The 26,905-nt window shown below is 36.0% G+C and carries 18 protein-coding genes; 16 read left to right on the top strand and 2 right to left on the bottom strand.

Features of this window, described 5'->3' with window-relative positions; all coding sequences use genetic code 11:
* Positions 1–19: 19 nt before the first annotated feature.
* Positions 20–1,378 carry an MFS transporter gene (locus FYC62_RS16245; protein ID WP_149075949.1) on the top strand — a complete coding sequence of 453 codons (1,359 nt, stop codon included), beginning with the start codon at positions 20–22 and terminating at the stop codon, positions 1,376–1,378.
* 57 nt (positions 1,379–1,435) lie between these two features.
* Here FYC62_RS16245 and FYC62_RS16250 read toward each other — a convergent pair whose 3' ends face one another.
* On the bottom strand, positions 1,436–2,443 hold the full coding sequence (locus FYC62_RS16250; RefSeq protein ID WP_149075692.1) for a LacI family DNA-binding transcriptional regulator: 1,008 nt from the start codon (positions 2,441–2,443) through the stop codon (positions 1,436–1,438).
* Between the two features lie 246 nt (positions 2,444–2,689).
* On the opposite strand from FYC62_RS16250, the gene FYC62_RS16255 reads away from it, so the two are divergent.
* The 15 genes from FYC62_RS16255 to FYC62_RS16325 all read left to right on the top strand — a co-directional run bounded on the left by FYC62_RS16255 (position 2,690) and on the right by FYC62_RS16325 (position 25,830).
* A complete protein-coding gene (locus FYC62_RS16255; RefSeq protein ID WP_149075693.1) occupies positions 2,690–5,869 on the top strand; it encodes a SusC/RagA family TonB-linked outer membrane protein in 3,180 nt (1,059 codons plus the stop codon).
* A gap of 21 nt (positions 5,870–5,890) precedes the next feature.
* The gene (locus FYC62_RS16260; protein WP_149075694.1) at positions 5,891–7,699 is read left to right on the top strand and encodes a RagB/SusD family nutrient uptake outer membrane protein; all 1,809 of its coding nucleotides are present in this window, start codon (positions 5,891–5,893) and stop codon (positions 7,697–7,699) included.
* A 9-nt stretch (positions 7,700–7,708) separates the two neighbouring features.
* Positions 7,709–9,262, top strand: coding sequence for a DUF4957 domain-containing protein (locus FYC62_RS16265; protein ID WP_039447976.1), 1,554 nt, complete (start codon positions 7,709–7,711; stop codon positions 9,260–9,262).
* A gap of 60 nt (positions 9,263–9,322) precedes the next feature.
* Positions 9,323–10,819 (top strand): pectate lyase family protein, encoded by a 1,497-nt coding sequence (locus FYC62_RS16270; protein ID WP_149075695.1) that lies wholly within the window; start codon positions 9,323–9,325, stop codon positions 10,817–10,819.
* Positions 10,820–12,205 carry a pectate lyase family protein gene (locus tag FYC62_RS16275; protein WP_149075696.1) on the top strand — a complete coding sequence of 462 codons (1,386 nt, stop codon included), beginning with the start codon at positions 10,820–10,822 and terminating at the stop codon, positions 12,203–12,205. It abuts the gene before it with no gap.
* A gap of 12 nt (positions 12,206–12,217) precedes the next feature.
* Positions 12,218–12,961 (top strand): rhamnogalacturonan acetylesterase, encoded by a 744-nt coding sequence (locus FYC62_RS16280; RefSeq protein WP_039447982.1) that lies wholly within the window; start codon positions 12,218–12,220, stop codon positions 12,959–12,961.
* Complete coding sequence (locus FYC62_RS16285) at positions 12,961–13,923, top strand: pectinesterase family protein (RefSeq protein WP_039447985.1); 963 nt, start codon at positions 12,961–12,963, stop codon at positions 13,921–13,923. Before FYC62_RS16280 ends, FYC62_RS16285 begins: the two co-directional genes overlap by 1 nt.
* A 195-nt stretch (positions 13,924–14,118) precedes the next feature.
* Positions 14,119–15,753, top strand: coding sequence for a glycoside hydrolase family 43 protein (locus tag FYC62_RS16290; protein ID WP_149075697.1), 1,635 nt, complete (start codon positions 14,119–14,121; stop codon positions 15,751–15,753).
* Positions 15,754–15,761: 8 nt separating this feature from the next.
* Entirely contained in the window at positions 15,762–16,823 is a 1,062-nt protein-coding gene (locus tag FYC62_RS16295; RefSeq protein WP_149075698.1) for a right-handed parallel beta-helix repeat-containing protein, read from the top strand.
* Positions 16,824–16,826: 3 nt separating this feature from the next.
* Complete coding sequence (locus FYC62_RS16300) at positions 16,827–17,807, top strand: pectinesterase family protein (RefSeq protein ID WP_149075699.1); 981 nt, start codon at positions 16,827–16,829, stop codon at positions 17,805–17,807.
* A 42-nt stretch (positions 17,808–17,849) separates the two neighbouring features.
* Positions 17,850–18,671, top strand: a complete 822-nt coding sequence (locus tag FYC62_RS16305) for an ATP-binding protein (RefSeq protein ID WP_149075700.1) — start codon at positions 17,850–17,852, stop codon at positions 18,669–18,671.
* Positions 18,672–19,001: 330 nt separating this feature from the next.
* The gene (locus FYC62_RS16310) at positions 19,002–20,714 is read left to right on the top strand and encodes a glycoside hydrolase family 28 protein (protein WP_149075701.1); all 1,713 of its coding nucleotides are present in this window, start codon (positions 19,002–19,004) and stop codon (positions 20,712–20,714) included.
* A 3-nt stretch (positions 20,715–20,717) separates the two neighbouring features.
* A complete protein-coding gene (locus tag FYC62_RS16315) occupies positions 20,718–22,649 on the top strand; it encodes a glycoside hydrolase family 88 protein (protein ID WP_205943737.1) in 1,932 nt (643 codons plus the stop codon).
* 14 nt (positions 22,650–22,663) lie between these two features.
* Positions 22,664–24,175 carry a tagaturonate reductase gene (locus FYC62_RS16320; RefSeq protein ID WP_149075703.1) on the top strand — a complete coding sequence of 504 codons (1,512 nt, stop codon included), beginning with the start codon at positions 22,664–22,666 and terminating at the stop codon, positions 24,173–24,175.
* Positions 24,176–24,177: 2 nt separating this feature from the next.
* A complete protein-coding gene (locus FYC62_RS16325) occupies positions 24,178–25,830 on the top strand; it encodes a UxaA family hydrolase (RefSeq protein ID WP_149075704.1) in 1,653 nt (550 codons plus the stop codon).
* Between the two features lie 57 nt (positions 25,831–25,887).
* Here the strand turns inward: FYC62_RS16325 and FYC62_RS16330 are convergent, their stop codons facing one another.
* On the bottom strand, positions 25,888–26,841 hold the full coding sequence (locus FYC62_RS16330; protein ID WP_149075705.1) for an L-threonylcarbamoyladenylate synthase: 954 nt from the start codon (positions 26,839–26,841) through the stop codon (positions 25,888–25,890).
* Positions 26,842–26,905 lie beyond the last annotated feature (64 nt).

Here is a 26,905-nt window from a genome sequence, read left to right on the forward strand (position 1 = left end):
ATAAACCAAAATAAACATGATGAACGAAAAAATAGGAAAATTCAGGTGGACGATATGTTCGCTTTTATTTTTTGCTACTACAGTTAATTATCTGGATAGGCAGGTATTAAGTTTACTACAACCACTACTTGCAGAAGAGTTTGGCTGGACAAATTCTGATTATGCCAATATTACGGCTGTTTTTCAATTTGCTTATGCAATTTCTATGCTTTTTGCAGGGCGTTTAATTGATAAATTAGGAACTAAATGGGGTTTTGCTTGGGCTTTAATCATTTGGTCTCTGGCAGCTATCATACATGCTTACGCAGAGGCCTTAGGGGAGTTTGCATCACCTATCTTTATTTCACTTGGAATTGCTTTACCAGTTTCTGTTATAGGATTTATGATAGCAAGAGCGCTATTAGGGTTTGGAGAGTCTGGTAACTTTCCTGCGGCAATTAAAGCAACAGCAGAGTATTTTCCAAAAAAGGAAAGAGCACTTGCCACTGGTATTTTTAATTCTGGTTCTAACGTAGGAGCCATTTTAGCGCCCATAACAGTGCCTTGGGTGGCTTCGCATTGGGGGTGGGAACTTACCTTCTGGATTATAGGAGCCATAGGCTTTTTATGGTTAATATTTTGGTTTTGGCTTTATGAAAGTCCTGCTAAGTCTTCTCGTTTAAGTGAGGCCGAAAGAGCATATATAAATAGTGATATTGAAGATCAGAAAGTAGAAAATACAAGCGAAGTTGTAGAAAAAGTATCATGGTTTAAACTATTAGGATTTAAACAAACATGGTCTTTTGCTTTTGGAAAATTCATGACTGATGGTGTATGGTGGTTCTTTTTATTTTGGCTACCGGCTTATCTTAAAGCACAATATGGTATGACGGGTACAGATATCATGTTACCACTTTCTATACTTTATAGTATGACTATGTTCGGTAGTATAGGCGGAGGTGCTTTCCCTATGTATTTTATAAATAAAGGTTATAAGCCTTATGATGGAAGAATGAAAGCTATGTTTATTATTGCTTTATTCCCATTGGTAGTGCTTTTAGCACCAGTTTTAGGTGAAATTAGTTTTTGGTTTCCAGTAATTTTAATAGGTATTGGTGCTTCGGCACACCAAGCATGGTCTGCTAATATTTTTACAACAGTTTCTGATATGTTCCCTAAGAAATCAGTAGCATCTGTTACTGGTATTGGTGGTATGGCTGGCGGTTTAGGCGGTGTAGTTATGAGTAAGCTAGGTGGATATTTATTTGATCATTATGAAAAACTTGGACACGTTGAAACAGGTTATACCATTATGTTTACTATTTGTGCCTTAGCCTATGTAATAGCTTGGTCTGTAATGAAAACTTTAGTGCCAAAAATGAAAGCTGTAGAAATTTAATTTATGCTTTTAACTTAAATATAAAAGCTGTCTTTTCTAATCAAAAGGCAGCTTTTTTTATGCTCCGTTTGGATGAAGCGTAGTATCTAACATGACAGATTCAAACTCTTCAATAGGATATTTACTTTCAATAATATCGATAAGCATTTCTGCAGCTTTTTTCCCCATATCAAAAGCTGGCTGTCTGATATAAGATAAAGAAGGGTTTAACAGCTCAACCAATTCTGAATTGCTAAAGCCAGCAATAAGAATATTACTATTATTAGCGTACTTCTTTAAAGTGCTTAAGCAGCCAGTACTTAGTCTATCACTAGCTACAAAAATGGCATCTGGCGGGTCATGCTCAATAAATTCTCTAACGGCTATTTCTACCTCCATTTTATCTCTTCCGCCGTGTTTGCAGTATTTTATTAATTTATCATCTACAGGAATATCATATTTTTTTAAGGCATCTTCATAACCTTTTTGTCTTTCGGCAGTAATAGAAAGCTGTGAAGCGTTAGCTAAATGAGCAATACGTTTACAACCTTTATTAATTAGGAATTCTGTAGCCTCAAAAGCACCTTTAATATTATTACTAGATACTTTATGGGTATTCATAGAATTTAAAATCCTATCAAAAAAAACAATGGGTAAGCCTTGTTCATGTAACTTTTCAAGATGACTGTAATCTTTAGTTTCTGCACTTAGGGATACCAATAAACCGTCAATAGAACGGTTGGCAAGATGTTCTACGTTAATGACTTCGCGGTCATAACTGTCATGTGTTTGGGAGATAATGACGTGGTAACCTTTGCTGTAAGCAACAGATTCTATACCATCAATAGCTTGAGAAAAAAACTGATTAGCAACTTCACAAACAATAACACCAATAGAATAACTTCTTCTTTCTTTAAGGCTTAATGCAATGGGGTTTCTTTTGAAGTTAACTTTTTCAGCATAGTCTAAAACTATCTTTTTTGTTTCTTCACTAATTTCATATCCACCTCTTAAAGCCCTAGAAACTGTTGAAGTAGACAGATTTAAAGCTTTGGCTATATCTTTTATCGTAATAGGTTTAAACATTAGGCTCTGTGGTTTAAAAAAGCTTCATCATAAAAATAGTAAAAAATACCTAAAACAGTATTTTTAAGCTTAAAAAATGTTGGTTTAACAATTACGGCAACGATGTCGGCATCGATTGCGTAGTTTTTTTTAAGCAGATGTTTTTTTTTTCTTTAAAAACTGTTTACCATTGTTTAAGCCAATTAAATAAAGCGGTTCTTACCTATTAAGAATTGCTTCTCAATTTATTAACCAATAATCTAAATTATGACCAAGAAAATTCTACTATTTATGGCCTTTTTGTTCATTTCAATTACTTCCTTACAAGCTCAAAACAAGCAAGTAAAAGGTATCGTAAATGATGATAAAGGCGATCCTTTAATTGGGGTAGCTGTTACCTTAAAAGGTAGCACTCAAGGTACACAAACAAATGTTAATGGTGAATTTGTCCTTAACGTACCAACAAATAATGCTGTTTTACAATTTAAATATATTGGCTATAAGGCAAAAGAAGTTGCTATTGGTAGTCAAACTGCTTTAAATGTAATTTTAGATGTAGAAGCAACCATGTTAAATGAGGTTGTTGCTATTGGCTACGGCACCGTAAAAAGAAAGGATTTAACCGGAGCGGTTGCCTCTGTAAATGCCGAAGTTATTGCTGCAGCACCCGTATCATCAGCCTTAGAAGCTATTGCAGGAAGGGTAGCTGGTTTAAATATTACCTCTACAGAAGGTTCTCCAGAGGCAGAAATTAATGTTAGGGTAAGAGGTGGCGGTTCTATCACGCAAGATAATTCTCCGCTATACATTGTTGATGGTTTTCCATTACCATCCATTGCAGATTTAGCCCCTCAAGATATTGAGACTATTGATGTTTTAAAAGATGCTTCTTCCACTGCTATATACGGTGCTAGAGGTGCTAATGGTGTTATTCTTATCACTACAAAAAGTGCAAAGGCAGGAAAAACTTCTATTAGTTTTAACAACTTCACAGGTGTAAGGCAGTTAGCCAAAAAATTAGATGTTTTAAGTCCGCTTGATTATGTTACTTGGCAATATGAACAAGCTCTTTTAACTAATTCTTTAGCAGATTATACAAGATATTTTGGCAATTTTCAGGATATAGATTTATATGCAAATGCTCCTGAAAATGATTGGCAAGAAATTATTTTTGGCAGAAATGGAGCTACCTATAATCAAAATTTAAGTGTTAATACAGGTACAGACAAAACCAAGATAAGTCTTAGCCATAATTATGTTAAAGACAGGGCTATTATGCAGTTATCTGGTTATGAAAGACAAAACTTAAATTTTAGGCTTAACCACAAGCTTCACAAAAAAGTTTCAATAGATCTTGGAGTACGTTATTCTGATACCAAAACAGAAGGTGGTGGCGCAAATGAGGTAAGAGAATTTTCATCTGCTGATTCTAGATTAAAACATGTGATGTTGTATCCGCCTTTGCCGGTTGCAGGTTTAACTACCACTACAGAAACAGATGATGACTTCAACTTGTATAACCCGCTAACAGCTTTGTTAGATAATGATCAATTTGTACATAGAAAGGCATACAATTTAAACGGTGCAATTAGTTATGACATCTTTAAAAGATTAAAATTGAGATCAGAATTAGGTTATGATGGGTTTGCTAATGCACAAGATCGCTTTTATGGCAATACCACCTATTATGTTAGAAATGCACCTTTAGCAGAAAATCAAGATGCTCCAGCTTTAATTCTTACCAATACTCAAAGAAATAGTTTTAGAAGTACAAATACTTTCAGTCTTGATCTTAATGACATGATAGCTAAAGGGCATGATCTTTCTGTTTTAGGTGGGCATGAGTATCTTCAAACTGAAGAGAAAGTACTAGAAAATGTAATTCATGGTTTCCCTGAAACATTTAATTTTGATAATGCAAGGAAATTATCTACCCAAGGTCAAGCCAATTCAATTGATAATAACTTCCAACCTGATTATAAAATTTTATCATTCTTTGGAAGAGCAAATTATAATTTCCAAGGTAAATACTTGTTTTCTGCCTCTTTAAGGGCTGATGGTTCTTCAAGATTTGCTCCAGGTAATCAATGGGGATATTTTCCTTCAGTTTCAGGAGCCTGGAGGATTTCTCAAGAAAAATTTATGTCTGGAACAAAAGAATGGTTAACTGACTTGAAATTAAGAGCAAGTACTGGGGCTGCGGGTAATGATAGAATCCCGGGTAACTTAATCAATCAAGTATATCTTAATTCTACTACAACGTGGGTAAATGGTACCAATAATTTTTGGGCTGCCTCTAAAACCATGGCCAATCCAGATTTAAAATGGGAAACTACCGTAACCAATAACGTTGGTTTAGATCTTGCCTTATTTAACTCAAGAATTAACTTCACATTTGATGCTTACCAAAACCGTACAAAAGATTTATTAATTGCATTCCCTGTAGCAGGAACTGGTTACGATATCCAATTTAGAAATATCGGTGAAACAGAAAATAAAGGTTTAGAATTCTCCTTAAATTGGAATGCGGTAAGAAAAACAAATTTTGATTTTAGTGTAAATGCTAACATCGGCATCAATAGAAATAGAGTTGTTAACCTAGGTGGTCTAGAAGGTATACCTGGAAGTTCTGGTTGGGCCTCTACAGAAATTGGTGTTGATTATTTAGTTCAGCAAGGTTTCCCAATTGGTAGAATATCTGGTTACATTAGTGATGGTAGGTACGAAGTTTCTGATTTTGATGGCTTTGATGCGGCAACTAACAGATGGATTTTAAAGGAAGATAGAAGAGTTACCAGTTCAATTCTTTACGATATCCGCCCAGGAGCTATGAAAGTTAAAGATTTGAATGGCGATAATATTATCAATTTAAGTGATAGAACTATTATAGGAGATACCAACCCATTACATACCGGAGGTATTTCTTTCAATGCTAGAGTTTATAATTTTGATATTGCTACCTACTTTAACTGGAGCTATGGAAATGATGTGTATAATGCAAATAAAATAGAATACACAACTACAAGTAGATTTAGTCAGAGAAATATGTTAGGTATTATGGCAAGTGGACAACGCTGGACAAATTTACGTCCAGACGGAACATTATCTAATGACCCAGCAGAACTTGAAGCTTTAAACGCTAATACAACCATGTGGTCTCCTTACAGCAGATTTGCTTTATCAGATTGGGCTGTAGAAGACGGTTCATTCTTAAGACTAGCAACTGTAACTTTAGGTTATACACTTCCAGAAGCTATTTCTAAAAAATTGAAAATGAGTAAAATGAGAATTTACGCATCAGGTTACAACCTATTCTTATTAACTAATTATAGCGGTTTTGATCCCGAGGTATCTACCAGACGTAGAACTCCATTAACTCCAGGAGTTGATTATTCTGCATATCCAAGAAGTAAGTCTTATGTAGTTGGTTTAAACGTTAATTTTTAGGGAGATTTAATAGCAATAAAGATGAAAAAGTTTTTAAATATATTATTTTTAGTAATAACTATTAGTTTAGTTAGTAGTTGTAAAAATGTATTAGATGCACCTGCGCAATCATCGCTAGATGAATCTACCATATTTTCAACGCCTGCTTTGGCAGAAGGTACTATTACTGGTATTCTTCAGTCTTTTGGAGAAACCAATTCTTATAGAGGAAGATTCTTGGTTTTTTATGGTTCCAATACCGATACAGAAGTTCACAGTAGTGTAAAATCTATTAATGACGATAGAGCTAGATTAACGAACTATAATACCAATATAGCAAACGGTCAGATGAATACTGATAACAATGCCTACGCTAAATTTTACGAAGGTATTGAGAGAGCTAATTTGGCTATCAGAGGTTTAAGAACACATGCAGATGTTCAAAATAATCCAAGATTAGCTCAGGTTTTAGGTGAGATTTTAACTTTAAGAGCAGTATTATACAGTGATTTAATTAAAGGTTGGGGCGATGTTCCTGCAAGGTTTGAACCTATAACTACAGCAACAACTAATCTACCAAGAAGTGATAGAGATGTTATCTACAAGCAATTATTAGCAGATTTGGCAGAAGCAGCAACTTTATTACCGTGGCCAAACGAAACTACCACAACCTCAACAGTTGAAAGGGTAAACAAAGCTTTTGCTAAAGGTTTAAGAGCAAGATTAGCCCTAGCAGCTGGTGGTTATGCACAAAGAGCAGATGGAGTGATACGTTTAAGTACCGATGCAGACCTATCGAGAGATAAAATGTACGCTTTAGCGAAACAAGAGTGTTTAGATATCATCAATAGCGGGAAATTAAGATTATTAGGTTTTGAACAAGTTTTTAGAACGCTAAACAGAGAAACAGGTTTAGCTGGCTTAGAATCTATGTGGGAAATTCCTTTTAGCGAAGGTAGAGGTCGTGTAATTTTTGATTTAGGTGTTAGACACTTAAAAACAAATAAATATACCGGCCAAAGTAGGGGAGGAAACGTTGGACCTAACCCCATTATGTTATATGAATACGAAGCAGGAGATGTAAGAAGGGATGTAACTGTAGTACCTTACGAGTGGGATAGAGCTGCCACAGATGCCGCAGACCAAGGTGGTTTTCAAGTTCCTTCAACATTAAGTCGTTTATACTTTGGTAAATACCGATACGAGTGGATGAGTAGAAGAGTAACCTCTACCAATGATGATGGTTTAAATTGGATGTATATGCGCTACGCTGATGTTATTTTAATGGCCGCAGAAGCTATTAATGAGATAGACGGACCAGCTGCAGCAGCACCTTATTTAAAAATGATAAGAGATAGAGCTTTCCCTAATCAAGCGCAAAAAGTAGCACAATTTATGCAAACGGCTACGGTTTCTAAGGAAGCCTTCTTTAATGCTATTGTTAATGAAAGAGCTTTAGAATTTACTGGCGAAATGTTAAGAAAAGCTGATTTGATAAGATGGAATTTATTAAATACTAAATTAACTGAAGCTAAAACTAAACTACAACAATTAGAAACAAGACAAGGTAGATATGCCAACCTTCCGCAGCGTATTTATTGGAAGCTAGCATCTAATAATGAAACAGTTGAAATATACGGTTTAAACTTTGGTGATACAGACGCTATTGGCGCTGCTGGTGGATATACTGCTAATAAAGCTTGGACACTTTCTGCTTCATCAGACCAAGCTACCTATTGGGATGCTTTGTTTGTTAGAGACCCTAACAGTCAACAATATTGGCCAATATGGCAATATTTTATAGAAAATTCTAACGGAGTGTTAAATAATGGAGGGGTTAATTACCAATAATAAACAGTCATGAAAAAGAATAAGACAATAATTTTAGGCGCTTTAATGGGTGTCCTGCTCTCATTTTCTGCTTGTAAAGAAGATCTCTTAACAGAAATTACTACTTTAAATGTTGATAGAGCATTTTCTCCAACTGGATTGGATGCTAGAGTTGTTAACAAAACAGGTTTAAGATTAAATTGGAATAATGTTTTCAATGCTGAAACGTATACCATAGAGATTTTTGAAAATCCAGATTTCTCTGGTTCTCCTGCTAGAACTATTGAAAACGTTTTAACCTCGCAACTACCTTTTACTGTTACAGGCTTGGCCGGAGAAACCAGTTATTCAGTAAGGGTAAAAGCTGTGGGGCCTAATGTTAGCGATTCAAAGTGGATTACCGCAACTTTCACTACTGATCCAGAACAAATTTTCTCGCCAGTAGATTTAGCTACTGTAACAGCAAGAGGAGTTACTTTAAGCTGGACACCAGGTGAAACAGCAACCACCATCACGTTTAGTCCAGGTAATATTGTACATACCGTTACATCATCTGAAATTACCGCAGGTAGAGCTGTAATTACAGGTTTAATACCAGAAACTGCTTATACAGCTAAATTAATGAATGGTACTAAAACACGTGGAACTGCAACTTTTACCACTTTACTAGATTTAGGAGGCGCAACTGCAGTAACACCAGCGGATGATTTAGCTGCAATCATAGCTAACGCACAGCCAGGGGCTGTATTGGCTTTGTTTGGAGGCACCTACAATATCAATGCAGATATCGTTATCAATAAATCTATTTCTATCAGAGGGGCTAAACCTTCTGATAAGCCAATTATAAATGGTTTGATTTTTAGAGTAAGAGCCAATGCGGCATTAAATATTAAAGATTTAGTATTAAACGGAACAGGCTCTCTAAACGGTAATCAAACTATTATTTATGATGAAGTCTCTGATAATGCTTATGGTAACCTCGTGGTAGAAGACTGTATTATAAGAAACTATGTTAAAGGTATTATTTATGTTAATCTTAGAACACTTATAGAATCTGTAACGTACAGAGGCAATATCATCCATAATATAGAATGTAATGGTGGAGATTTTGTTGATTTTAGAAATGGTTTAACAAGAACATTTAACTTTATCAATAACACCGTATATAACTCAGCACTTGCGAGAGATTTCTTCAGAATGGATGGCGGAGGTTCTACAAACTTCCCAACAGTACAATCCATCCTTAATATTAGTAACAATACTTTTAATAACGTTTCTAATGGCGCTACTAGACGTATATTGTACATCAGATTAGCAAATCATCAGATTAATTTTACAAAAAATATATTAGCAAATACAGAGGGTTATTATAGCAATCAAGCTATTACGACCATTACTACCATGGCTAATAATAATTATTTTAATGCGCCTAATTTCACTGCAAGCGCAACTGCTGGAGCTAAGAATGATACAGGTACTTTCACAAACTTAAACCCTGGTTTTGCAGATGCTGCTAACGGTAATTTCACTTTAGCTAATGCAGATTTAAGATTTAACCAAATTGGAGCCCCTAGGTGGTTTTAAAATTTTAAAAAGGAGAATTTTGTAAACAGCAAGATTCTCCTTTTTATAAATGTGAATAAGATGATGTTAAGGATAAATAAAATTATTACAGCATTAGTAATGCTAGTAGCTTGCTTTTTTATAAGCTGTAAAAAAGATAAAGCTTCTTCAGATGGTGGAGGAACCATCATAAATCCACCTCCAAGCGGTAACACTGATGGCCCTGTGAAAGTGACTGAAACAGCCTTTGCTTTTCCTGGTGCCGAAGGTGCAGGTAAAAATACTACAGGTGGTAGAGGTGGTAGAGTGATTAAAGTAACCAACCTTAATGATAGCGGAACAGGAAGTTTAAGAGCAGCTGTAGAAGCAAGCGGACCTAGAATTATTATTTTTGAAGTTTCGGGAAACATCAAATTAAGAAGTAGGCTTCAAATTAGAAATGGGGATGTCACCATAGCAGGACAAACAGCTCCTGGTGATGGAATATGCTTACAAGATTATGAAACTAATATAACAGCTAATAATGTTATTATTCGTTATTTAAGATTTAGATTAGGCGATACCAATGTTGCTACTATAGAAAGTGATGCCATTTGGGGTAGAGAGTTTGAAAATGTTATAATAGATCATTGTTCTATGAGTTGGTCTATAGACGAAACTGCGTCTTTTTACCACAACAGAAACTTTACCCTTCAGTGGTGCTTCATCACCGAGAGCATGAATAATTCTGGACATGAAAAAGGCGCACATGGTTATGGTGGTATTTGGGGAGGCAGCCCTGCAACTTTCCATCATAATTTATTAGCTCACCATACCAATAGAAACCCACGTTTTGATGGTGGTTTAAGAGGAGGAACAGGTACCGGTAAGTTTGGGGTAGACCGAGTAGATTATCGTAATAACGTAGTTTATAATTGGAGTGGTAATAGTACAACAGGTGGAGAAAATGGAGAATATAATATCGTTAACAACTATTATAAATATGGGCCAGCTACCCCATCAAATAGAAGAAATCGTATTGTTGAAATTTGGAGAGATAATACTTTAGGTAGGGGTTATGGTATTTTCCATGTAGCCGGAAATTTTGTTTTTGAAAACCCTACTATCACAGCAGATAATTGGAATGGTGGAGTTAATTTTCAATCAGGTTCTGGCATTACAAGAACACTAGCCGAAAGAACAACACCTTTTGCTATCATCAATATACCAGCACACACCGCAGAACAAGCTTTTGAAGCAGTATTAACTTATGGTGGAGCAAGTTTAACGCGTGATGCTATAGATACTAGAATTGTTGGAGAAGTTAGAAACGGTACGGCAACCTTTAGTGGTTCGGTTTCCAGATTAGCTGGCATTATAGATAAGCAAAGCGATGTAGGTGGTTGGCCGTTTTTAACACAAACAGCAGTTTTAACAGATACTGACGGTGATGGCATGCCAGACAATTGGGAAATAGCGAGGAAAATAGATCACACTAGGGCAAATGCTAATAATAGAGATTTAAGTACAGGTTATGATAATATTGAAGTTTACATCAATAGCATAGTAAGTTCCATAACAGAAAATCAAGTTAAATAAATGAAGAAAACATATAGCTTAATCACCATCCTTTTTTTCTTTTTGATGGATGTTATAGCACAGCCTCTAGCTTTTCCTGATGCAGAAGGCTTTGGTAAATTTACAAGCGGTGGCAGAGGTGGAAAAGTTTATGTAGTTAATAATTTGGATGATGATGGAGAAGGAAGTTTAAGAGCAGCAGTTACGGCTAAACACCCCAGAATGGTGGTTTTTGTAGTTTCTGGAACTATACATCTAAAATCTAGATTAAACATTAGTAAAAATATAAGCATAGCTGGCCAAACAGCCCCTGGCGATGGTATTTGTATTGCAGATTATCCGGTAAGTTTAACTGGTGATAATATCATCATCAGATACTTACGTTTTAGAATGGGAGACCGCTATCAAAATGGAGGTAAGGTGCCCGGCTCTGGTAGTGATGATGCCATGAGTATTTCTAAAAGGAAAAACATCATCATAGACCATTGCAGTTTTAGCTGGAGTACCGATGAGGTTTTATCCGCCTACGGTGGTGATAGCACTACCCTTCAATGGAATATCATTTCAGAACCGTTAAACTATTCTTATCATTTTGAAGAAGGCGATACTGATTTTGAAAAACATGGTTACGGTGGTATCTGGGGAGGCTCAAATTTATCGGCACATCATAATCTTTTTATCCATTGCAATAGCAGAACACCTAGGTTTAACGGCGCTCGTTTAGGCGCTACAGATGAATTTGTTGATTTCAGAAATAACGTGATTTATAATTGGGGGCATAATAATGTTTATGGTGGCGAAGGCGGTAAATACAATATCGTTAACAATTTTTACAAGTTTGGGCCATCAACCAATCAGAATATTTTAAACAGAATTGTTAACCCTTCTATAGATAAAACAGGTAAACACGGGCAGTTTTTTGTTGCCGGAAATAGGGTTTATAAATCATCTGAAACAACAAAAAATAATCTAAAAGGCATTCATTTTGATAAAAAAGCAGATAGTTTAAGTAAAGAAGAAGCTATTGCAAAAGAGCCTTTTAAAGTTTTAGATGATGAAAATCAATCGGCAAAAAAAGCCTATAAAGCTGTTTTAAAAAGTGTGGGTGCAAGCTACAGAAGAGATACGTTAGATAGCAGATTGATAAACGATGTGAAGCAGCAAACAGGCAGAATTATAGATGTACAAGGTGGCTTTAAACACGGCACAAGTTACGAAGAAAGCAAAATTGCTTGGCCGTCTTTAGCATCAGAAAATGCAAAAATAGATACAGATAAAGACGGTATGCCGGATGATTGGGAAATTAAAAACAAGTTAAATCCTAAATCAGCAGATGACCATCAATTATTTACCATAAGTAAGGATTATACCAATTTAGAAGTATACATCAACAGCTTAACAAAGTAACTCCCACAGCGCATGAAGTTTCTAAAACCGATAGGTTTCGTTTTAATAATGGCTATGATTTTAGCTTTTAACCAAGCTAAAGACAAAACGACCCTTTATTTAATTGGCGACTCTACCATGTCTCAAAAAAGTATAAAAGCTTATCCAGAAACTGGTTGGGGCATGCCTTTTACTCACTTTTTTGATTCTACAGTAGTGGTAGAAAACCACGCACAAAATGGTAGAAGTACCAGAACTTTTATAGAAGAAAATAGGTGGCAGCCTATTGTAGAGAAATTACAAAAAGGCGATTATGTATTTATCCAATTTGGTCATAACGATGAAGTAGCAACCAAAAAGAGTTATACTACAGAAAAGGATTTTAAGGCTAACCTTTTAAAATTTGTAAAAGAAAGTAGGGCAAAAAATGCCATTCCTGTTTTAATTACCCCGGTAGCCAGAAGAAAATTTAATGCTGACGGAAAGATTGTAGATACACATGAAGTTTATGCTGCTTTGGTAAGAGAAGTGGCTCAAAAAAATGAGGTTCTTTTCATAGATTTATCTGTTAGTAGTATGAAACTGCTTCAAGATTTTGGAGTAGAAAAATCAGCTTATTTGTTTAATCATTTAGAGGCTGGACAAAATACTAACTACCCCAATGGTAAAACAGATGATACACATTTTAATGAGCATGGTGCCAGAAGAATGGCAGAATTGGTACTTCAAGAAATCAATAAACAGCAAATGGATTTAGCAAAATATATTATAAAATAATGAAGCATTTTTTTAAGTATCTTTTCTTTTTTACGCTATGTATTTCTCAAATACAGATGCTTAAAGCTAAAGACTACCATTTTATAGTTGACGCAAAAGGGAGTGGAGATTTTAAAACCGTACAAGAGGCTATTCATGCAGTACCAGATTTCAGAAAGCAAACAACTATTATTTATATCAAAAATGGTGTTTATAAAGAAAAGTTGATTTTACCAGGATCAAAGAAAATGGTGAAATTTATTGGCGAAAGTAAAGAAAAAACTATTTTAACTTTTGATGATTTTGCAGCCAAGCTTAATAAATTTGGTGAGCCTATAGGCACATCAGGTTCTTCTTCTTTTTACATTTATGGGGATGATTTTAGTGCCGAAAATATCACGTTTCAAAATTCGTCTGGTCCGGTTGGGCAAGCAGTAGCCGTTCAAGTTATAGGAGACCGTATACATTTTAAAAATTGTAGATTTTTAGGTTATCAAGATACCCTCTATACCTATGGTTATGGTAGCAGACAATATTATGAAAACTGTTATATAGAGGGTACTACCGATTTTATTTTCGGAGCTGCAACAGCCCTGTTTAAATCTTGCGAGATTTATAGTAAAAAAGGAGGCTCGTTTATTACAGCGGCATCTACTCCAGATACTGTCAAATATGGTTATGTATTTATAGACTGTATACTCACCGGCGATGCACCAGAAAATTCCACCTATTTAGGCAGACCTTGGCGCCCCTATGCAAAAACAGTTTTCATCCATTGCGATTTAGGGAAACACATTAAACCAGAAGGCTGGGATTTTTGGGGAAAAGAAAGCAATAAGAGCACTGCATTTTATGCAGAATATAAAAATACAGGCGAAGGTTTTAAACCAGAGCAACGTGTGAAATGGGCTTTTCAATTAACAGAAAATCAGATAGATAGTTATAAAGTGAATTTAATTTTAAGAGATTGGATTCCTAAATAACCGAAGGTAAACTTGTTTTTAAACAAGTGGTATTTTGAATGTTAGCTAAGACGATAGGCCTGAGAATCTATCGTCTTTTTTATCTGATAGTTTAAAAAAATAGTTTTGTATCGATTGCACAGTTTATCAAACCCAATTATCAACATCTTAAATTTTTTTATGTAGAATTGTAATGGAAGCCAATTTATAATCATCATGAACAAAAAAATAGTGAGAAGCTTATTGCTTTCTATCGCATACTTTTCTATTCAAACCATTTCTGCTCAGGAATATGTTTCAAAAGTTTGGGTAGCCGATTTAGGCAACGGAAAATATAAAAATCCAGTTTTAAATGCTGATTATTCAGACCCTGATGCCATCCGCGTAGGTGATGATTTTTATATGATTTCTTCAAGCTTTAACCATATACCCGGCTTGCCTTTATTGCATTCTAAAGATTTGGTAAACTGGACTATCCTTACGCATGTTCTGCCGAAGCAAATACCTGCCGAAACTTTTAAGAAAGTTCAACATGGTAATGGTGTTTGGGCGCCAGCCATACGTTTCCATAAAAACGAGTATTATATCTATTACCCCGACCCAGATTTTGGTATTTATGTAACCAAAGCATCTCGTCCTGAAGGCCCCTGGTCTACACCAGAATTAATTTATGAAGGTAAAGGTTTAATAGACCCTTGTCCGCTTTGGGATGAAGATGGTAAAACTTATCTCGTACATGCTTATGCAGGCAGCAGGGCAGGTATCAAAAGCGTCATAGCCATTGCCCCTATGAATCAAGAGGGTACCAAAGTAACGGGTCAAAGTGTAATTGTTTACGATGGGCATGAGGATGATCCAACTATAGAAGGTCCTAAGTTTTACAAAAGAAATGGTTATTACTACATTTTTGCTCCAGCTGGTGGAGTACCAACAGGCTGGCAATTGATTTTGAGGTCTAAAAATATTTATGGGCCTTATGAACGTAAAAATGTGCTAGACCAAGGCAAAAGTCCAATTAATGGCCCACACCAAGGCGCTTGGATTGATACCCAAACTGGTGAAGATTGGTTTTTACATTTTCAAGACAAAGAAGCTTATGGTAGGGTAGTACACCTGCAACCCATGAAATGGGTAAAAGACTGGCCAGTTATTGGTGAAGATAAAGATGGCGATGGAAAAGGCGAGCCTGTTTTAGTTTATAAAAAACCAAACGTTGGTAAAAGTTGGCCTGTGCAAACACCTGCCGAGTCTGATGATTTTGATAGCCCAATTTTAGGTAAACAATGGCAATGGCAAGCAAATGCAGATGGTACTTGGGCTTTTGCAGGTAATAAAGGTAATTTGAGGTTATACACCAAGCAAATTCCGACAGAAGCTAAAAGCCTATGGGAGGTACCAAATATTCTTGGACAGAAATTTCCTGCTGATAATTTTCAAGTAACTACTAAAATTACTTTTACCCCAAATGATAAGTTAGAAAATGAAAAGATAGGCTTAATCATCCTTGGACAAGATTATAGCACCCTGTTTCTTAAAAGCAAAAAAGATGGTATTTATTTAGGCTATGGGCTTTGTAACGGAGCGGTAAAAGATAAAGAAGAAGTTGAAAGTATCATTAATAAAATAGATACTAAAACGGTGTATTTTAGAGTTCAGGTAAGTAATGGCGGTATTTGCAAATGGTTTTACAGTACAGATAATAAGAAGTTTTTACCCGTTGCCGAGCCTTTTACTGCTTTACCAGGAAAGTGGGTAGGCGCTAAAGTGGGGCTTTACGCCGTTAGAAATACACAAATTAATGACTCTGGCTATGCCGATGTAGATTGGTTTAAGGTTGAACCCATCAAATAATTAAAATAATGAGATATTTTTTAAGCGCATTTTTACTGCTTTTTAGCATCGCCTTAAAGGCACAAATTCAGGTTAATAATGTTGCAGAAATTTTAGCTGCTGTTAAAATAGCTAAAGCCGGAGATTTCATTTTAGTAAAGGGTGGCGAGTATAAATTTGATGCTCGTATAAACTTAAATACATCCGGTACTGTAGAAAAGCCTATAAAATTAATGGCTGCTGATTTAGCAAACCGACCGAAATTTGATTTTTCTGCTCAGTTAGAGGCTGATGCTAACCAAGGCATAGCTTTAAGAGGTAATTATTGGCATATTAGAGGTATTGATGTTTTTAATGCTGGCGATAATGGCTTAATCATTAACGGAGGAAGTTTTAATACGATTGAGTTTTGTACATTTTCAGAATGTGCTGATACTGGCCTACAGATTAGCGGTGGCGCTGCCCAGAACCTCATCCTAAATTGCGATTCTTATTTTAATGCCGATGCTAAAGTAGAAAATGCCGATGGTTTTGCTTGTAAGCTTGATGCCGGAACAGGTAATACTTTTAAAGGTTGTAGGGCTTGGCAAAATTTAGACGATGGTTGGGATGGTTACCTCAAAAAAACAGATAACATTACCACCAATTACGAAAACTGTTGGGCTTTTTTAAATGGAATGCTAAAAGATGGCACACCGGGTAAAGGCGATGGAAATGGCTTTAAATCTGGCGGTAGCGATGATAAATTACTTAAGCACAACGCCATTTATAAAAATTGCATTGCAGCCGGTAACCTAAAAAAAGGTTTTGATCATAACAGTAATCGTGGCGAAGTTACTTTGTTAAATTGTTTAGCTTTTGATAATAAACAAAGCAATATGGGTTTTGGAAGTAAAAATCCATTAACAAAATTAACTATAAAAAATACCCAAGTTATGGGTGAAGTGGGGAGCCTAAATGCCGATGTAACCGATATCAGCAATAACAGCTGGCAAAAGCCTACCGCTAAGCAAAAGGTTTTAAGCATTCAGGATTTATTAAAACCTCGTCAGGCAGATGGTAGCTTACCCAATATTCCTTTTTTCGATTAAATTATGAAGTATATTCTTGGTTTTCTTTTCTGCTTTTTAAGCATCATCTTTTTACAAGCGCAGCCCAAAGTTTACCCATCAAAATTTACGGTTGCACAAGATGGTAGCGGAGATTTTAAAACCATCCAAGAGGCAGTAAACGCTGTAAGAGACCATTCAGAACAGAAAGTAACCATCACCATCAAACCGGGTATCTATAAAGAGAAATTGGTTATCCCAACATGGAAAAGAAACATCATCCTAAAGGGGGAAAATAAAGAAAACACCATCATTAGTCATGCAGATTATTCTGGTAAACCCTTTCCTGGGAAAGATATCACTGGAGATCCAAACTTTAGCACTTACACTTCTTACACTGTTTTAATTGCAGGGAATGATTGCGAACTACAAAATTTAACCATAGAAAACACGGCTGGTGCAGTTGGTCAGGCGGTAGCGCTACATATAGAAGGCGATAGAACAGCCGTTAAAAATTGTGATATAAAAGGTCATCAAGATACTTTGTATGTTGCTAGAGATGGTTCAAGAAATTATTTCGAGAATTGTACCATTAGCGGCACTACCGATTTTATTTTTGGTGCTGCAACAGCATGGTTTCAAAACTGTAACATCATCAGTATAAAAGATTCTTATATTACTGCAGCTTCTACCACCTCCCAAACAATTTATGGCTTTATTTTTATGAACTGTAAATTGCTTTACGCTGATGATAAAGTTACCAAGGTTTTCTTAGGTAGGCCATGGCGTCCTTATGCTAAAACGGTATTTATATCCACCTTTATGGATAAACATATAAAACCAGAAGGTTGGGATAATTGGCGAGATCCAGCCAATGAAAGTACTGTTTTTTATGCAGAATATGATAGTAGTGGCCCGGGCACCTTTATGCAAGAAAGAGTAAAATGGGCACATCAATTAAAGAGAAAAGAGCTGAAAGCTTACACGCTCTCCAAGGTGTTTAAGGGATGGCAGCCTTTCAAATAAAGATTCTATTAGTTAGTTTTATAAAAATTATAAACTAACATCATGAAAAAACTACTTTTTACTTTTTTGTTTTTTGTAGCCTTAAAGGCTGATGCACAGCATAAGCTTACACAAATTTGGAAATCTGCTGATAGTATTCCGGTACCAGAATCAGTTTATTATGCTGCTAAAGAGAAGCTTTTATACGTTTCGCAAATAGATGGTGGCGGTAGTGCTAAAGACGGAAAAGGTGCTATTGGTAAGCTAGCTTTAGATGGTAAAACCATTAATTTAAACTGGGTAACTGGGCTTAATGCACCTAAAGGAATTGGCGTTTATAAAAACACCATGTACGTTGCAGATTTAACCGAAGTTGTGGTGATAGATATGAAAGCCGCTAAAATAACCAAGCGTATTGAAGTGCCAGAAACAGAGTTTTTAAACGACGTTACCGTAGATGATAAAGGCGTTGTTTATGTGTCTGATACCCGAAAAAGAAAGGTTTTCCGCATTGTTAACAACACTCCTGAACTTTATTTAGAGGATGTTAAAAGTGTAAACGGACTAAAAGCTATAGGTACAGATTTATACATTTTAGCGGGCCCAGAATTGTGGAAAGCCAACGCTAAAAAAGAGCTTACTAAACTAGCTGAAGGTTTAGAATTAGGTGGCGATGGACTAGAGCCTGTTAAAGAGGGAGAGTTTTTAGTTTCTTGTTGGGGAGGTTTAATTTACTACGTAACTGCTAGCGGTAAAGTAGAAAAATTATTAGACACCAGAACAGAAAAAATTAATACTGCCGATATTGGTTATGATCCAATAAAGCGTATCGTTTACGTTCCAACTTTTCTTAAAAATTCTGTCTTAGCTTTCAAACTAGACTAAGATATTTTTCATATTTCCCCTCTAAATCTTATACAGATTAAAGGGGAAATATTGATTTACTTCTAATAAGATAGCCTTCTCCTTTATGGCTTGTCTGCCAAATGTAAAATATGCTAAGGTTAACTCAACTTTTTACGCAAACCTTCCCGGCAACGATTGCACAAATAAATACCCTTAAATACTCAAATGCTTTCCTATTTTTCCCTAAAATTGTTATTTAAAGGTATTTAATCAAATATTGAGGCCTTTAAAATTCTTATAAACCTGGTCTTTTTTAACACTAAAACAACTAATAGCTGGTAATTTTTGACCTATAATTTCAAAAAGAATATGATTATTAAAGGGATTAAAAGAGTAATATTTTCAGGGGTAGTGCTTTCTACTCTTGTTTCTTCATCTTTAGCGCAAGAAAATAAGCAAAAGCAAATAGCAGATTCTTTAGCTTTTCTAAAAACTTTCAATGTTAAAATGCCTATCGTAAAAACACCTGTTTTTAAGCAAGATACTTTTGATATTGTTAAATACGGAGCTAAGCCTGATGGTGTAAGTCTTAACACAAACAGCATTAACCAAGCTATTGATGCTTGTCATAAAAATGGTGGCGGTGTAGTTGTATTAAATGAAGGTGTTTGGCTTACTGGGCCACTTTACCTTAAAAGCAACGTAAACCTACATTTAAGAAGTGGCGCTTTATTACTTTTTACTACAGATAAAAGCCAATATAAATTAATTGAAGGTAGCTGGGAAGGTAAGCCTGCCGTTGTTAATGAAGCTCCAATATCTGGTTACAACCTAGAAAATATAGCCATTACTGGCGCTGGTATTATAGATGGTAATGGTGATGCTTGGAGATTTGTTAAGAAAAGTAAATTAAACGAATCGCAATGGAAAAATTTGGTTGCCTCTGGTGGTGTGGTAGATAAAGACGGCAGTAAGTGGTATCCTTCTGCAAGTTACCAGAAAGGTTATCATATTAAAGATGCAACGGTAATTAAGCCTGGTACTAAGCCAGAAGACTATACAGAATTGAAAGATTTTTATCGCCCTAATTTGGTGGTTTTAAATAGCTGTAAAAAGGTGCTGTTAGAAGGTGTTACTTTTCAAAACTCACCGGCATGGAATCTTCATCCCTTAATGTGTCAAGATTTAACGGTAAGAAATATTTTGGTAAGAAATCCATGGTATGCACAAAATGGCGATGGTATTGATGTGGAGTCTTGCAAAAACGTTCTGATAGAAGGTTCTGTTTTTGATGTTGGCGATGATGGTATTTGTATTAAATCCGGGAGAGATGAAGCGGGTAGAAAAAGAGGGATGCCAACGGAAGAAGTAATTGTAAGAAATAATGTGGTTTACCATGCTCATGGAGGTTTCGTTATTGGTAGCGAGATGTCTGGTGGGGCAAGAAACCTATTTGTTTACAACAACTCTTTTATAGGTACTGATATTGGCTTACGATTTAAAACCACTCGCGGTCGTGGTGGAGTGGTAGAAAAAATCTACATCGCTAACACTTTCATGAAAAATATCCCAGGCGATGCTATTTTATTTGATATGTATTATGCCGCAATAGACCCAGTGCCTATGGCTGGCGAGGAAAGAGCAGCACCTAAAGTAGAATTTTTACCCGTTACAGAGGCTACACCACAGTTTAAAGATTTTTACATCAAAAATGTGGTTTGTATAGGTGCAGAGAAGGGTATTTTCATGAGGGGAATTCCAGAAATGAATATCCAAAATATCAATTTAGAGGATATTACCATTAAATCTAAAATTGGTATCGAGCTGATAGAGGCTACCAACATCAACTTAAAAAATATTCATTTGGTAAGTGATCAAACTAACCCTTTGATTTTAGTTGAAAATAGCAAGCAAATCAATATCAGTGGTTTAAAATCAGATACAGAAATCCAAAATCTGATAACCTTATCGGGTGATAGAACTGAGGCTGTCTCTCTTACTGGCCCATCTGTTATAACAGCAAAAGATAAGGTGAAATTTAATTTCGGAGCAAAGCCAAAATCGCTAAAAATTAATAAATAAGAAATGATGAAGCGTTTTATAATAGCATTTTTAGCAGGAAGTATGGGTTTAGCTTCTTGCTCTACCACTCGTCAGATTTCTAATCAGCAAAAGCCATTGGCACAAGAGCTGTCTAAAACAGTGATGCATAAATGGCCTTTTCCTATAGAAAATAACAGCAGACCATTAAAGTGGACTTACGAAACTGGTGTTTTCTTAGAGGGTATTACTAATGTTTGGAAAAGCACTGCCGATGCTACTTATTTCAACTACGTACAACGTTGTATGGATACGTTTGTAGAGGCTGATGGAACCATCAAAACCTATAAACTAGCTGATTATAATATTGATAATATCCGCACAGGAAGAGCTTTATTGATGCTTTATCGCGTTACAGGAAAAGAAAAGTATTATAAAGCAGCGGCTCAATTAAGAAAACAATTGCAAGAGCACCCTAGAACAAAAGAAGGGAGCTATTGGCATAAGAAAATATATCCGCACCAAGTTTGGTTAGATGGTTTATACATGGGGATGCCATTTTATGCCGAGTGGGCGCAACTCTTTAATGAGCCAGAGGCATTTGATGATATCGCAAACCAATTTACACATATAGAAAAAGTTGCCCGCGACCCAAAAACAGGTTTAATTTACCATGGTTGGGATGAATCTAGAGAGCAAAGGTGGGCAAACAAAGAAACCGGAAACTCGCCACATTTCTGGGGCCGAGCGATGGGTTGGTACGGTATGGCTATGGTTGATGTTTTAGACCATTTCCCAGCAAATCATCCTAAAAGAGAAGAAATTGTAGGCGTTTTAAATCGCTTTGCAGCGGCTATTAAAGCATCTCAAGATAAAAAAAGTGGTTTATGGTATCAGGTCATGAATATGCCTGATGGCAAAGGAAATTACCTAGAAGCATCTGCATCTTGTATGTTTGTTTATACCTTGGCAAAGGGCATCAGACTAGGTGTTTTGCCAGCAACATACGAAGCGGTTGCACAAAAAGCTTATATAGGTATCCAAAAACAATTTTTAGAGACTGATGCCGAAGGTTTTCTGCATTTAAACGGTACTGTAAGTGTAGCTGGTTTAGGTGGTAAACCTTATCGTGATGGTAGTTATGAGTACTATTTAAGCGAAAAAGTTATTCAGGATGACCCTAAAGGGATGGGAGCTTTCATTTTAGCTGCTAATGAAATGCAGATAAGAAATAACCCACAAGTAGGTAAAGGTAAAACCGTTTTGTTAGATAATTATTTCAATAACGAGTTCCGTAAAAACATCATCGGTCAACAAGAAAGTTTCCATTACGTATGGGATGAAATGGATAATAATGGCTTCTCTTTACTAGGCGAGCATATTAATTATACCGGAGCTAAACTAGCAACTTTAAAAGCAGCACCAACAGCAGCTAATTTAGCGCAGGCAAATGTCTATATCATTGTAGATCCAGATACGGAGAAAGAAACTGCCAATCCTAATTTTATGGATGCTTCATCTATCCAAGAAATTAAAAACTGGGTTAGCCAAGGCGGAACTTTAGTTTTGATGGCTAATGATGAAAAAAATGCCGAGCTGGATAAGTTTAACAAGCTGGCAGAAGTTTTTGGCATTCAGTATAAAAAAGAATTAAAAAATCCGGTAACGGGCAACCAATATGAAATGGGTGCTATACCTGTTCCTGCCGGAAATGAAATTTTTAAATCGGCCAAGAAACTATACCTAAAAGAAATTAGTACCCTTCAACTTCAAGGCCCTGCAAAGGCAGTTTTAACCCATAATAATGATGTGGTTATGGCAACTGCTAAGTATGGTAAGGGTTTGGTATTTGCAGTTGGCGACCCTTGGCTGTACAATGAATATGTAGATGGCAGAAAGCTTCCTGCGGATTTTGATAATCTTACGGCAGCTAAAGAATTATTCCACTGGTTATTAAAGCTAACATCTTCAAAATAAACAATCTCTCAAAAATGCAATTATCACAAAGCAATTTAAAAGACATTAACGCTCAAGTGGTAGGTAAACCAAATACAAATATATTTGATTTACCCGCTAAAGTATTACAATTTGGAACAGGCGTATTATTACGTGGCTTACCAGATTATTATATAGATAAAGCCAATAAAGCCGGAATTTTTAATGGTCGAGTTGTAGTCGTAAAATCTACCGATACAGGTTCTACCAAAGAATTTGATGAGCAAGACGCTTTATACACCGTTTGCGTACGTGGTATAGAAAACGGTAAAAAAATAGAAGAAAACATCATTAATGCCTCTATTAGTAAAGTTTTGGTGGCAGGTACACAATGGCAAGAAGTATTAGATTTTGCTGCTTCACCCAATTTGCAAGTTGTTATATCTAATACCACAGAGGTAGGTATACAATTGGTAGAAGATGATGTTCATGCACATCCTCCGGTATCTTTTCCGGGTAAATTATTAGCGGTTTTATTTCATCGTTATAAAATATTTAATGGCGCAGAAGACAGAGGTTTAGTTATCGTTCCAACAGAGCTTATTCCTGATAATGCTACCAAACTAAAAGACATCCTTTTAAAGCAAGCTAAGAAAAACCAATTACCTCAAGATTTTATGAATTGGATGCAAAACAGCAATCAATTTTGTAATTCTTTGGTAGATAGAATTGTACCCGGTAAACCTGATGCTGCTGCTTTAGAAAACCTACAACAAGAATTAGGTTACACCGATAATTTACTTACCATGTCTGAAGTTTATAGTCTTTGGGCTATAGAGGGCGACGAAAAAGTAAAGCAAAAGCTGTCTTTTGCTGAGGCTGATAAAGGTGTAGTCATCACTCCTGATATCAATTTACATCGCGAGCTAAAACTTCGTTTGTTAAACGGTACACATACCCTAAGCTGCGGGGTAGCGTATTTAGCAGGGTTTGAGACTGTAAAATCAGCTATGGATAATGAGGACATGGAAAATTTTATTGCCGATTTGATGAAAGCTGAAATAGCCCTAGCCATACCTTATCAAGTTACAACTGATGTTACGGATGATTTTGCTGACAAAGTTTTAGACAGGTTCAGAAACCCACACATCAAACATCAATGGTTAAGTATCAGTATGAACTATACTTCCAAACTGAAAATGAGGGTAGTACCATTATTGCTAAACCATTACGAGAAATTTACACATGTACCCCAATTAATAGCTTTTGGTTTTGCAGCATACATTCGTTTTGTAGAAGGTAAGCAAGAAGGCGATAAATTTTATGGAGAGCTTAACGGTACAACATATCATATCAATGATGATAAAGCCGCCTATGTGAACGATATTTTAATAAAGCATCAAGATAATAAAGTAGAAGCTGTTTTAGCAGATAATTTTCTTTGGGGAGATTCTTTAGCCGAGCTTCCGGGCTTTGTAAAAGCAGTTAACAAGTATTACGAAGAAATAAAAAAATCATCTGTAAGTACTTTATTGAAACAATTTAAGAGCAGTAAAGCACAGGCATAACCATGAGACAACGTATTTTAAAAGTTCATCCAAATGATAATGTAATTGTTGCCTTAACTGATATTAAAGCTGGCGAACAATTAACCTACCAAAATGAAAATTATACTGTTTTAGACGACGTAAAGGCTAAACATAAATTTCTTACTACTGATTTAAAAGCAGGTGAAGAGGTTATCATGTATGGTGTTTTGGTTGGTAAAGCACAAAGCGATTTAAAAAGAGGAAACGTTATAACCACATCAAATCTTAAACACGCTGCTTTAGGTTTTGAAACCGGAGAGCGTAAAACAGATTGGCTTAAACCCGATGTTTCTGCATGGCAAAATCGTACTTTCATGGGTTTCCACCGTGAAGATGGCAGCGTAGGTACAGCAAATTACTGGTTGGTTATCCCGATGGTTTTTTGCGAAAACAGAAATATTGATGTGCTACAAGAGACCTTAACCGGAAGCTTAGGTTACAAAAGGAAAAACAACTATCAATCACAAGCAGAGCAACTGATAGCTCTTTATAAAAACGGTGCAAAAACAGATGAGCTTTTACAGGCCGAAGTTTTTGTAGAAGAAACTCATCAAAAAGCAGAACGTGTTTTTCCTAACGTAGACGGTATTAAATTTTTAAAACACGAAGGCGGTTGTGGTGGTATCAGGCAAGATTCAGAAACTTTATGCGGCCTTTTAGCAGGATACATTACACATCCAAATTGTGCTGGCGCAACTGTTTTAAGTTTGGGATGTCAAAACGCTCAGGTATCTATTTTACAAGCAGAAATTGCTAAAAGAGACCCTAATTTTTCTAAACCTTTATACATTTTAGAACAACAAAAAATTGGAACTGAAGCTGATATGCTTTCATGGGCTATCAAGCAAACTTTAGCAGGTTTAGCTAAAGCCAACGAGTGTACACGTCAACCAGCACCTATAAGTAAAATTACTATAGGTTTAGAATGCGGTGGTTCTGATGGTTTTTCTGGTATTTCTGCAAATCCGGCTATAGGCTATACTTCTGATTTATTAGTTGCTTTAGGTGGTACAGTAATTTTAGCAGAGTTTCCTGAGCTTTGCGGCGTAGAGCAAAACTTAAGCGATAGATGTACCACGGTAGAACAAGCAGAGCGGTTCTCTAACCTGATGCGTACTTACGAAAAAAGAGCAGAAGAAGCAGGCTCTGGTTTTGATATGAATCCATCTCCAGGAAATATCAAAGATGGTCTAATAACCGATGCTATTAAATCTGCCGGTGCAGCTAAAAAAGGTGGTACATCACCCGTAGTAGAGGTGCTAGATTATCCTGAAAAGGTAACAAAGCCAGGTCTCAATTTACTTTGTACACCAGGTAATGATGTAGAAAGTACAACGGCAGAAGTTGGCTCGGGCGCCAATGTGGTCTTGTTTACCACTGGTTTAGGTACTCCAACCGGAAACCCAATTGTGCCAGTTGTAAAATTATCAAGCAATACCACTTTATATAACCGTATGAGCGATATTATTGATATCAATACAGGTACTGTTATAGAAGGCGAAGAAACTATTGAAGAAGCCGGAGCAAGAATTTTAGATTATGTAATTGCAGTTGCCAGCGGTGAAATTGAAGTTTGCGCTGTAAAACACGGTCAGGATGATTTTATTCCTTGGAAACGTGGTGTTTCTTTATAGAAATTATAATTAAATAGAGAGGGAAGCCGGTTATGCAAATGCATTCCGGCTTTTTTATTAAAGTTTTGTAGCCCGGTTTAACCTGTCATTTATGGTTATTCCCAGGTTAATATCAGGGAATTTTTCTACTATAATCACATCAAGCTCTTGCTGGTCTAAAATATGCATGGCTTTATATAGGTTTCTTGCAGCTTCTTTCATATCTCCATGTAGAGACAATACTTCCTGATGCACAATATCTTTACCTGTTGCTTTGTCCTTAAACATCATCACACCTATTCTTTTACCTTCAAATTCTGCAAGTGATTTGTAAATATCCTCAGTTAAATAGGTTCTTGTTTTAGGGGCATAATGCTTAGAAAGCATTCCTGGTGCTTGCGGATTAGCATTATTAAGCGTAAGGGGTTTAACTGGGCCAATAAGATTTTCTATATCCTCTACAGCTAAAGATCCGTGGCGGTAAAGAATAGGCTCATCGTTTTCAAACCCAATTATGGTAGATTCTATTCCTTTTTGGCAAGGGCCGCCGTCTAAAATAACAGGTAAAGTATCATGAAAATAGTTGAAAACATGTTCTGCCGTAGACGGACTAATACACCCAAAAGGATTGGCGCTAGGTGCTGCCAAAGGAAAATCTAACTCTTTTAATAAAGCTAAGGTTAAAGCATGGTCTGGCATCCTAACAGCTACTGTGTCTTTGCCTGCTGTAACCATATTTGGTACAGTTGGTTGCTTTTTCAAGACTAAGGTTAATGGTCCCGGCCAAAAATGTTGAGCCAATGTTAAGGCTACAGGCGGGATATCTTTAGCAACTTTATTTAAAAAATCTACCGAAGGAATATGAACAATTAAGGGATTATAATATGGTCGCTGTTTTAAATCAAATATTTTCTTTACAGCAGTATCACTAAAAGCATTTCCGGCCAAACCGTAAACTGTTTCGGTAGGGATGGCAATTAAATCATCATTTTTAAGCGCTTCTATTGCTTTGCTTATATCTTTTGTTAGCATTTGCTAGCTCAATTAAAACACAAAAATGATGATTATATATGATTTATCCTTATTTAATATGATG

Origin of the sequence: Pedobacter aquae (genome assembly GCF_008195825.1) — a bacterium.
Taxonomy (GTDB): domain Bacteria; phylum Bacteroidota; class Bacteroidia; order Sphingobacteriales; family Sphingobacteriaceae; genus Pseudopedobacter; species Pseudopedobacter aquae.

What these genes read in the sequence shown, in the direction of transcription:
- FYC62_RS16245 (WP_149075949.1), top strand. Translation starts at nt 20, where the DNA reads ATGAACGAAAAAATAGGAAAATTCAGGTGGACGATATGTTCGCTTTTA.
- FYC62_RS16250 (WP_149075692.1), bottom strand. Translation starts at nt 2,443, where the DNA reads ATGTTTAAACCTATTACGATAAAAGATATAGCCAAAGCTTTAAATCTG.
- FYC62_RS16255 (WP_149075693.1), top strand. Translation starts at nt 2,690, where the DNA reads ATGACCAAGAAAATTCTACTATTTATGGCCTTTTTGTTCATTTCAATT.
- FYC62_RS16260 (WP_149075694.1), top strand. Translation starts at nt 5,891, where the DNA reads ATGAAAAAGTTTTTAAATATATTATTTTTAGTAATAACTATTAGTTTA.
- FYC62_RS16265 (WP_039447976.1), top strand. Translation starts at nt 7,709, where the DNA reads ATGAAAAAGAATAAGACAATAATTTTAGGCGCTTTAATGGGTGTCCTG.
- FYC62_RS16270 (WP_149075695.1), top strand. Translation starts at nt 9,323, where the DNA reads ATGATGTTAAGGATAAATAAAATTATTACAGCATTAGTAATGCTAGTA.
- FYC62_RS16275 (WP_149075696.1), top strand. Translation starts at nt 10,820, where the DNA reads ATGAAGAAAACATATAGCTTAATCACCATCCTTTTTTTCTTTTTGATG.
- FYC62_RS16280 (WP_039447982.1), top strand. Translation starts at nt 12,218, where the DNA reads ATGAAGTTTCTAAAACCGATAGGTTTCGTTTTAATAATGGCTATGATT.
- FYC62_RS16285 (WP_039447985.1), top strand. Translation starts at nt 12,961, where the DNA reads ATGAAGCATTTTTTTAAGTATCTTTTCTTTTTTACGCTATGTATTTCT.
- FYC62_RS16290 (WP_149075697.1), top strand. Translation starts at nt 14,119, where the DNA reads ATGAACAAAAAAATAGTGAGAAGCTTATTGCTTTCTATCGCATACTTT.
- FYC62_RS16295 (WP_149075698.1), top strand. Translation starts at nt 15,762, where the DNA reads ATGAGATATTTTTTAAGCGCATTTTTACTGCTTTTTAGCATCGCCTTA.
- FYC62_RS16300 (WP_149075699.1), top strand. Translation starts at nt 16,827, where the DNA reads ATGAAGTATATTCTTGGTTTTCTTTTCTGCTTTTTAAGCATCATCTTT.
- FYC62_RS16305 (WP_149075700.1), top strand. Translation starts at nt 17,850, where the DNA reads ATGAAAAAACTACTTTTTACTTTTTTGTTTTTTGTAGCCTTAAAGGCT.
- FYC62_RS16310 (WP_149075701.1), top strand. Translation starts at nt 19,002, where the DNA reads ATGATTATTAAAGGGATTAAAAGAGTAATATTTTCAGGGGTAGTGCTT.
- FYC62_RS16315 (WP_205943737.1), top strand. Translation starts at nt 20,718, where the DNA reads ATGATGAAGCGTTTTATAATAGCATTTTTAGCAGGAAGTATGGGTTTA.
- FYC62_RS16320 (WP_149075703.1), top strand. Translation starts at nt 22,664, where the DNA reads ATGCAATTATCACAAAGCAATTTAAAAGACATTAACGCTCAAGTGGTA.
- FYC62_RS16325 (WP_149075704.1), top strand. Translation starts at nt 24,178, where the DNA reads ATGAGACAACGTATTTTAAAAGTTCATCCAAATGATAATGTAATTGTT.
- FYC62_RS16330 (WP_149075705.1), bottom strand. Translation starts at nt 26,841, where the DNA reads ATGCTAACAAAAGATATAAGCAAAGCAATAGAAGCGCTTAAAAATGAT.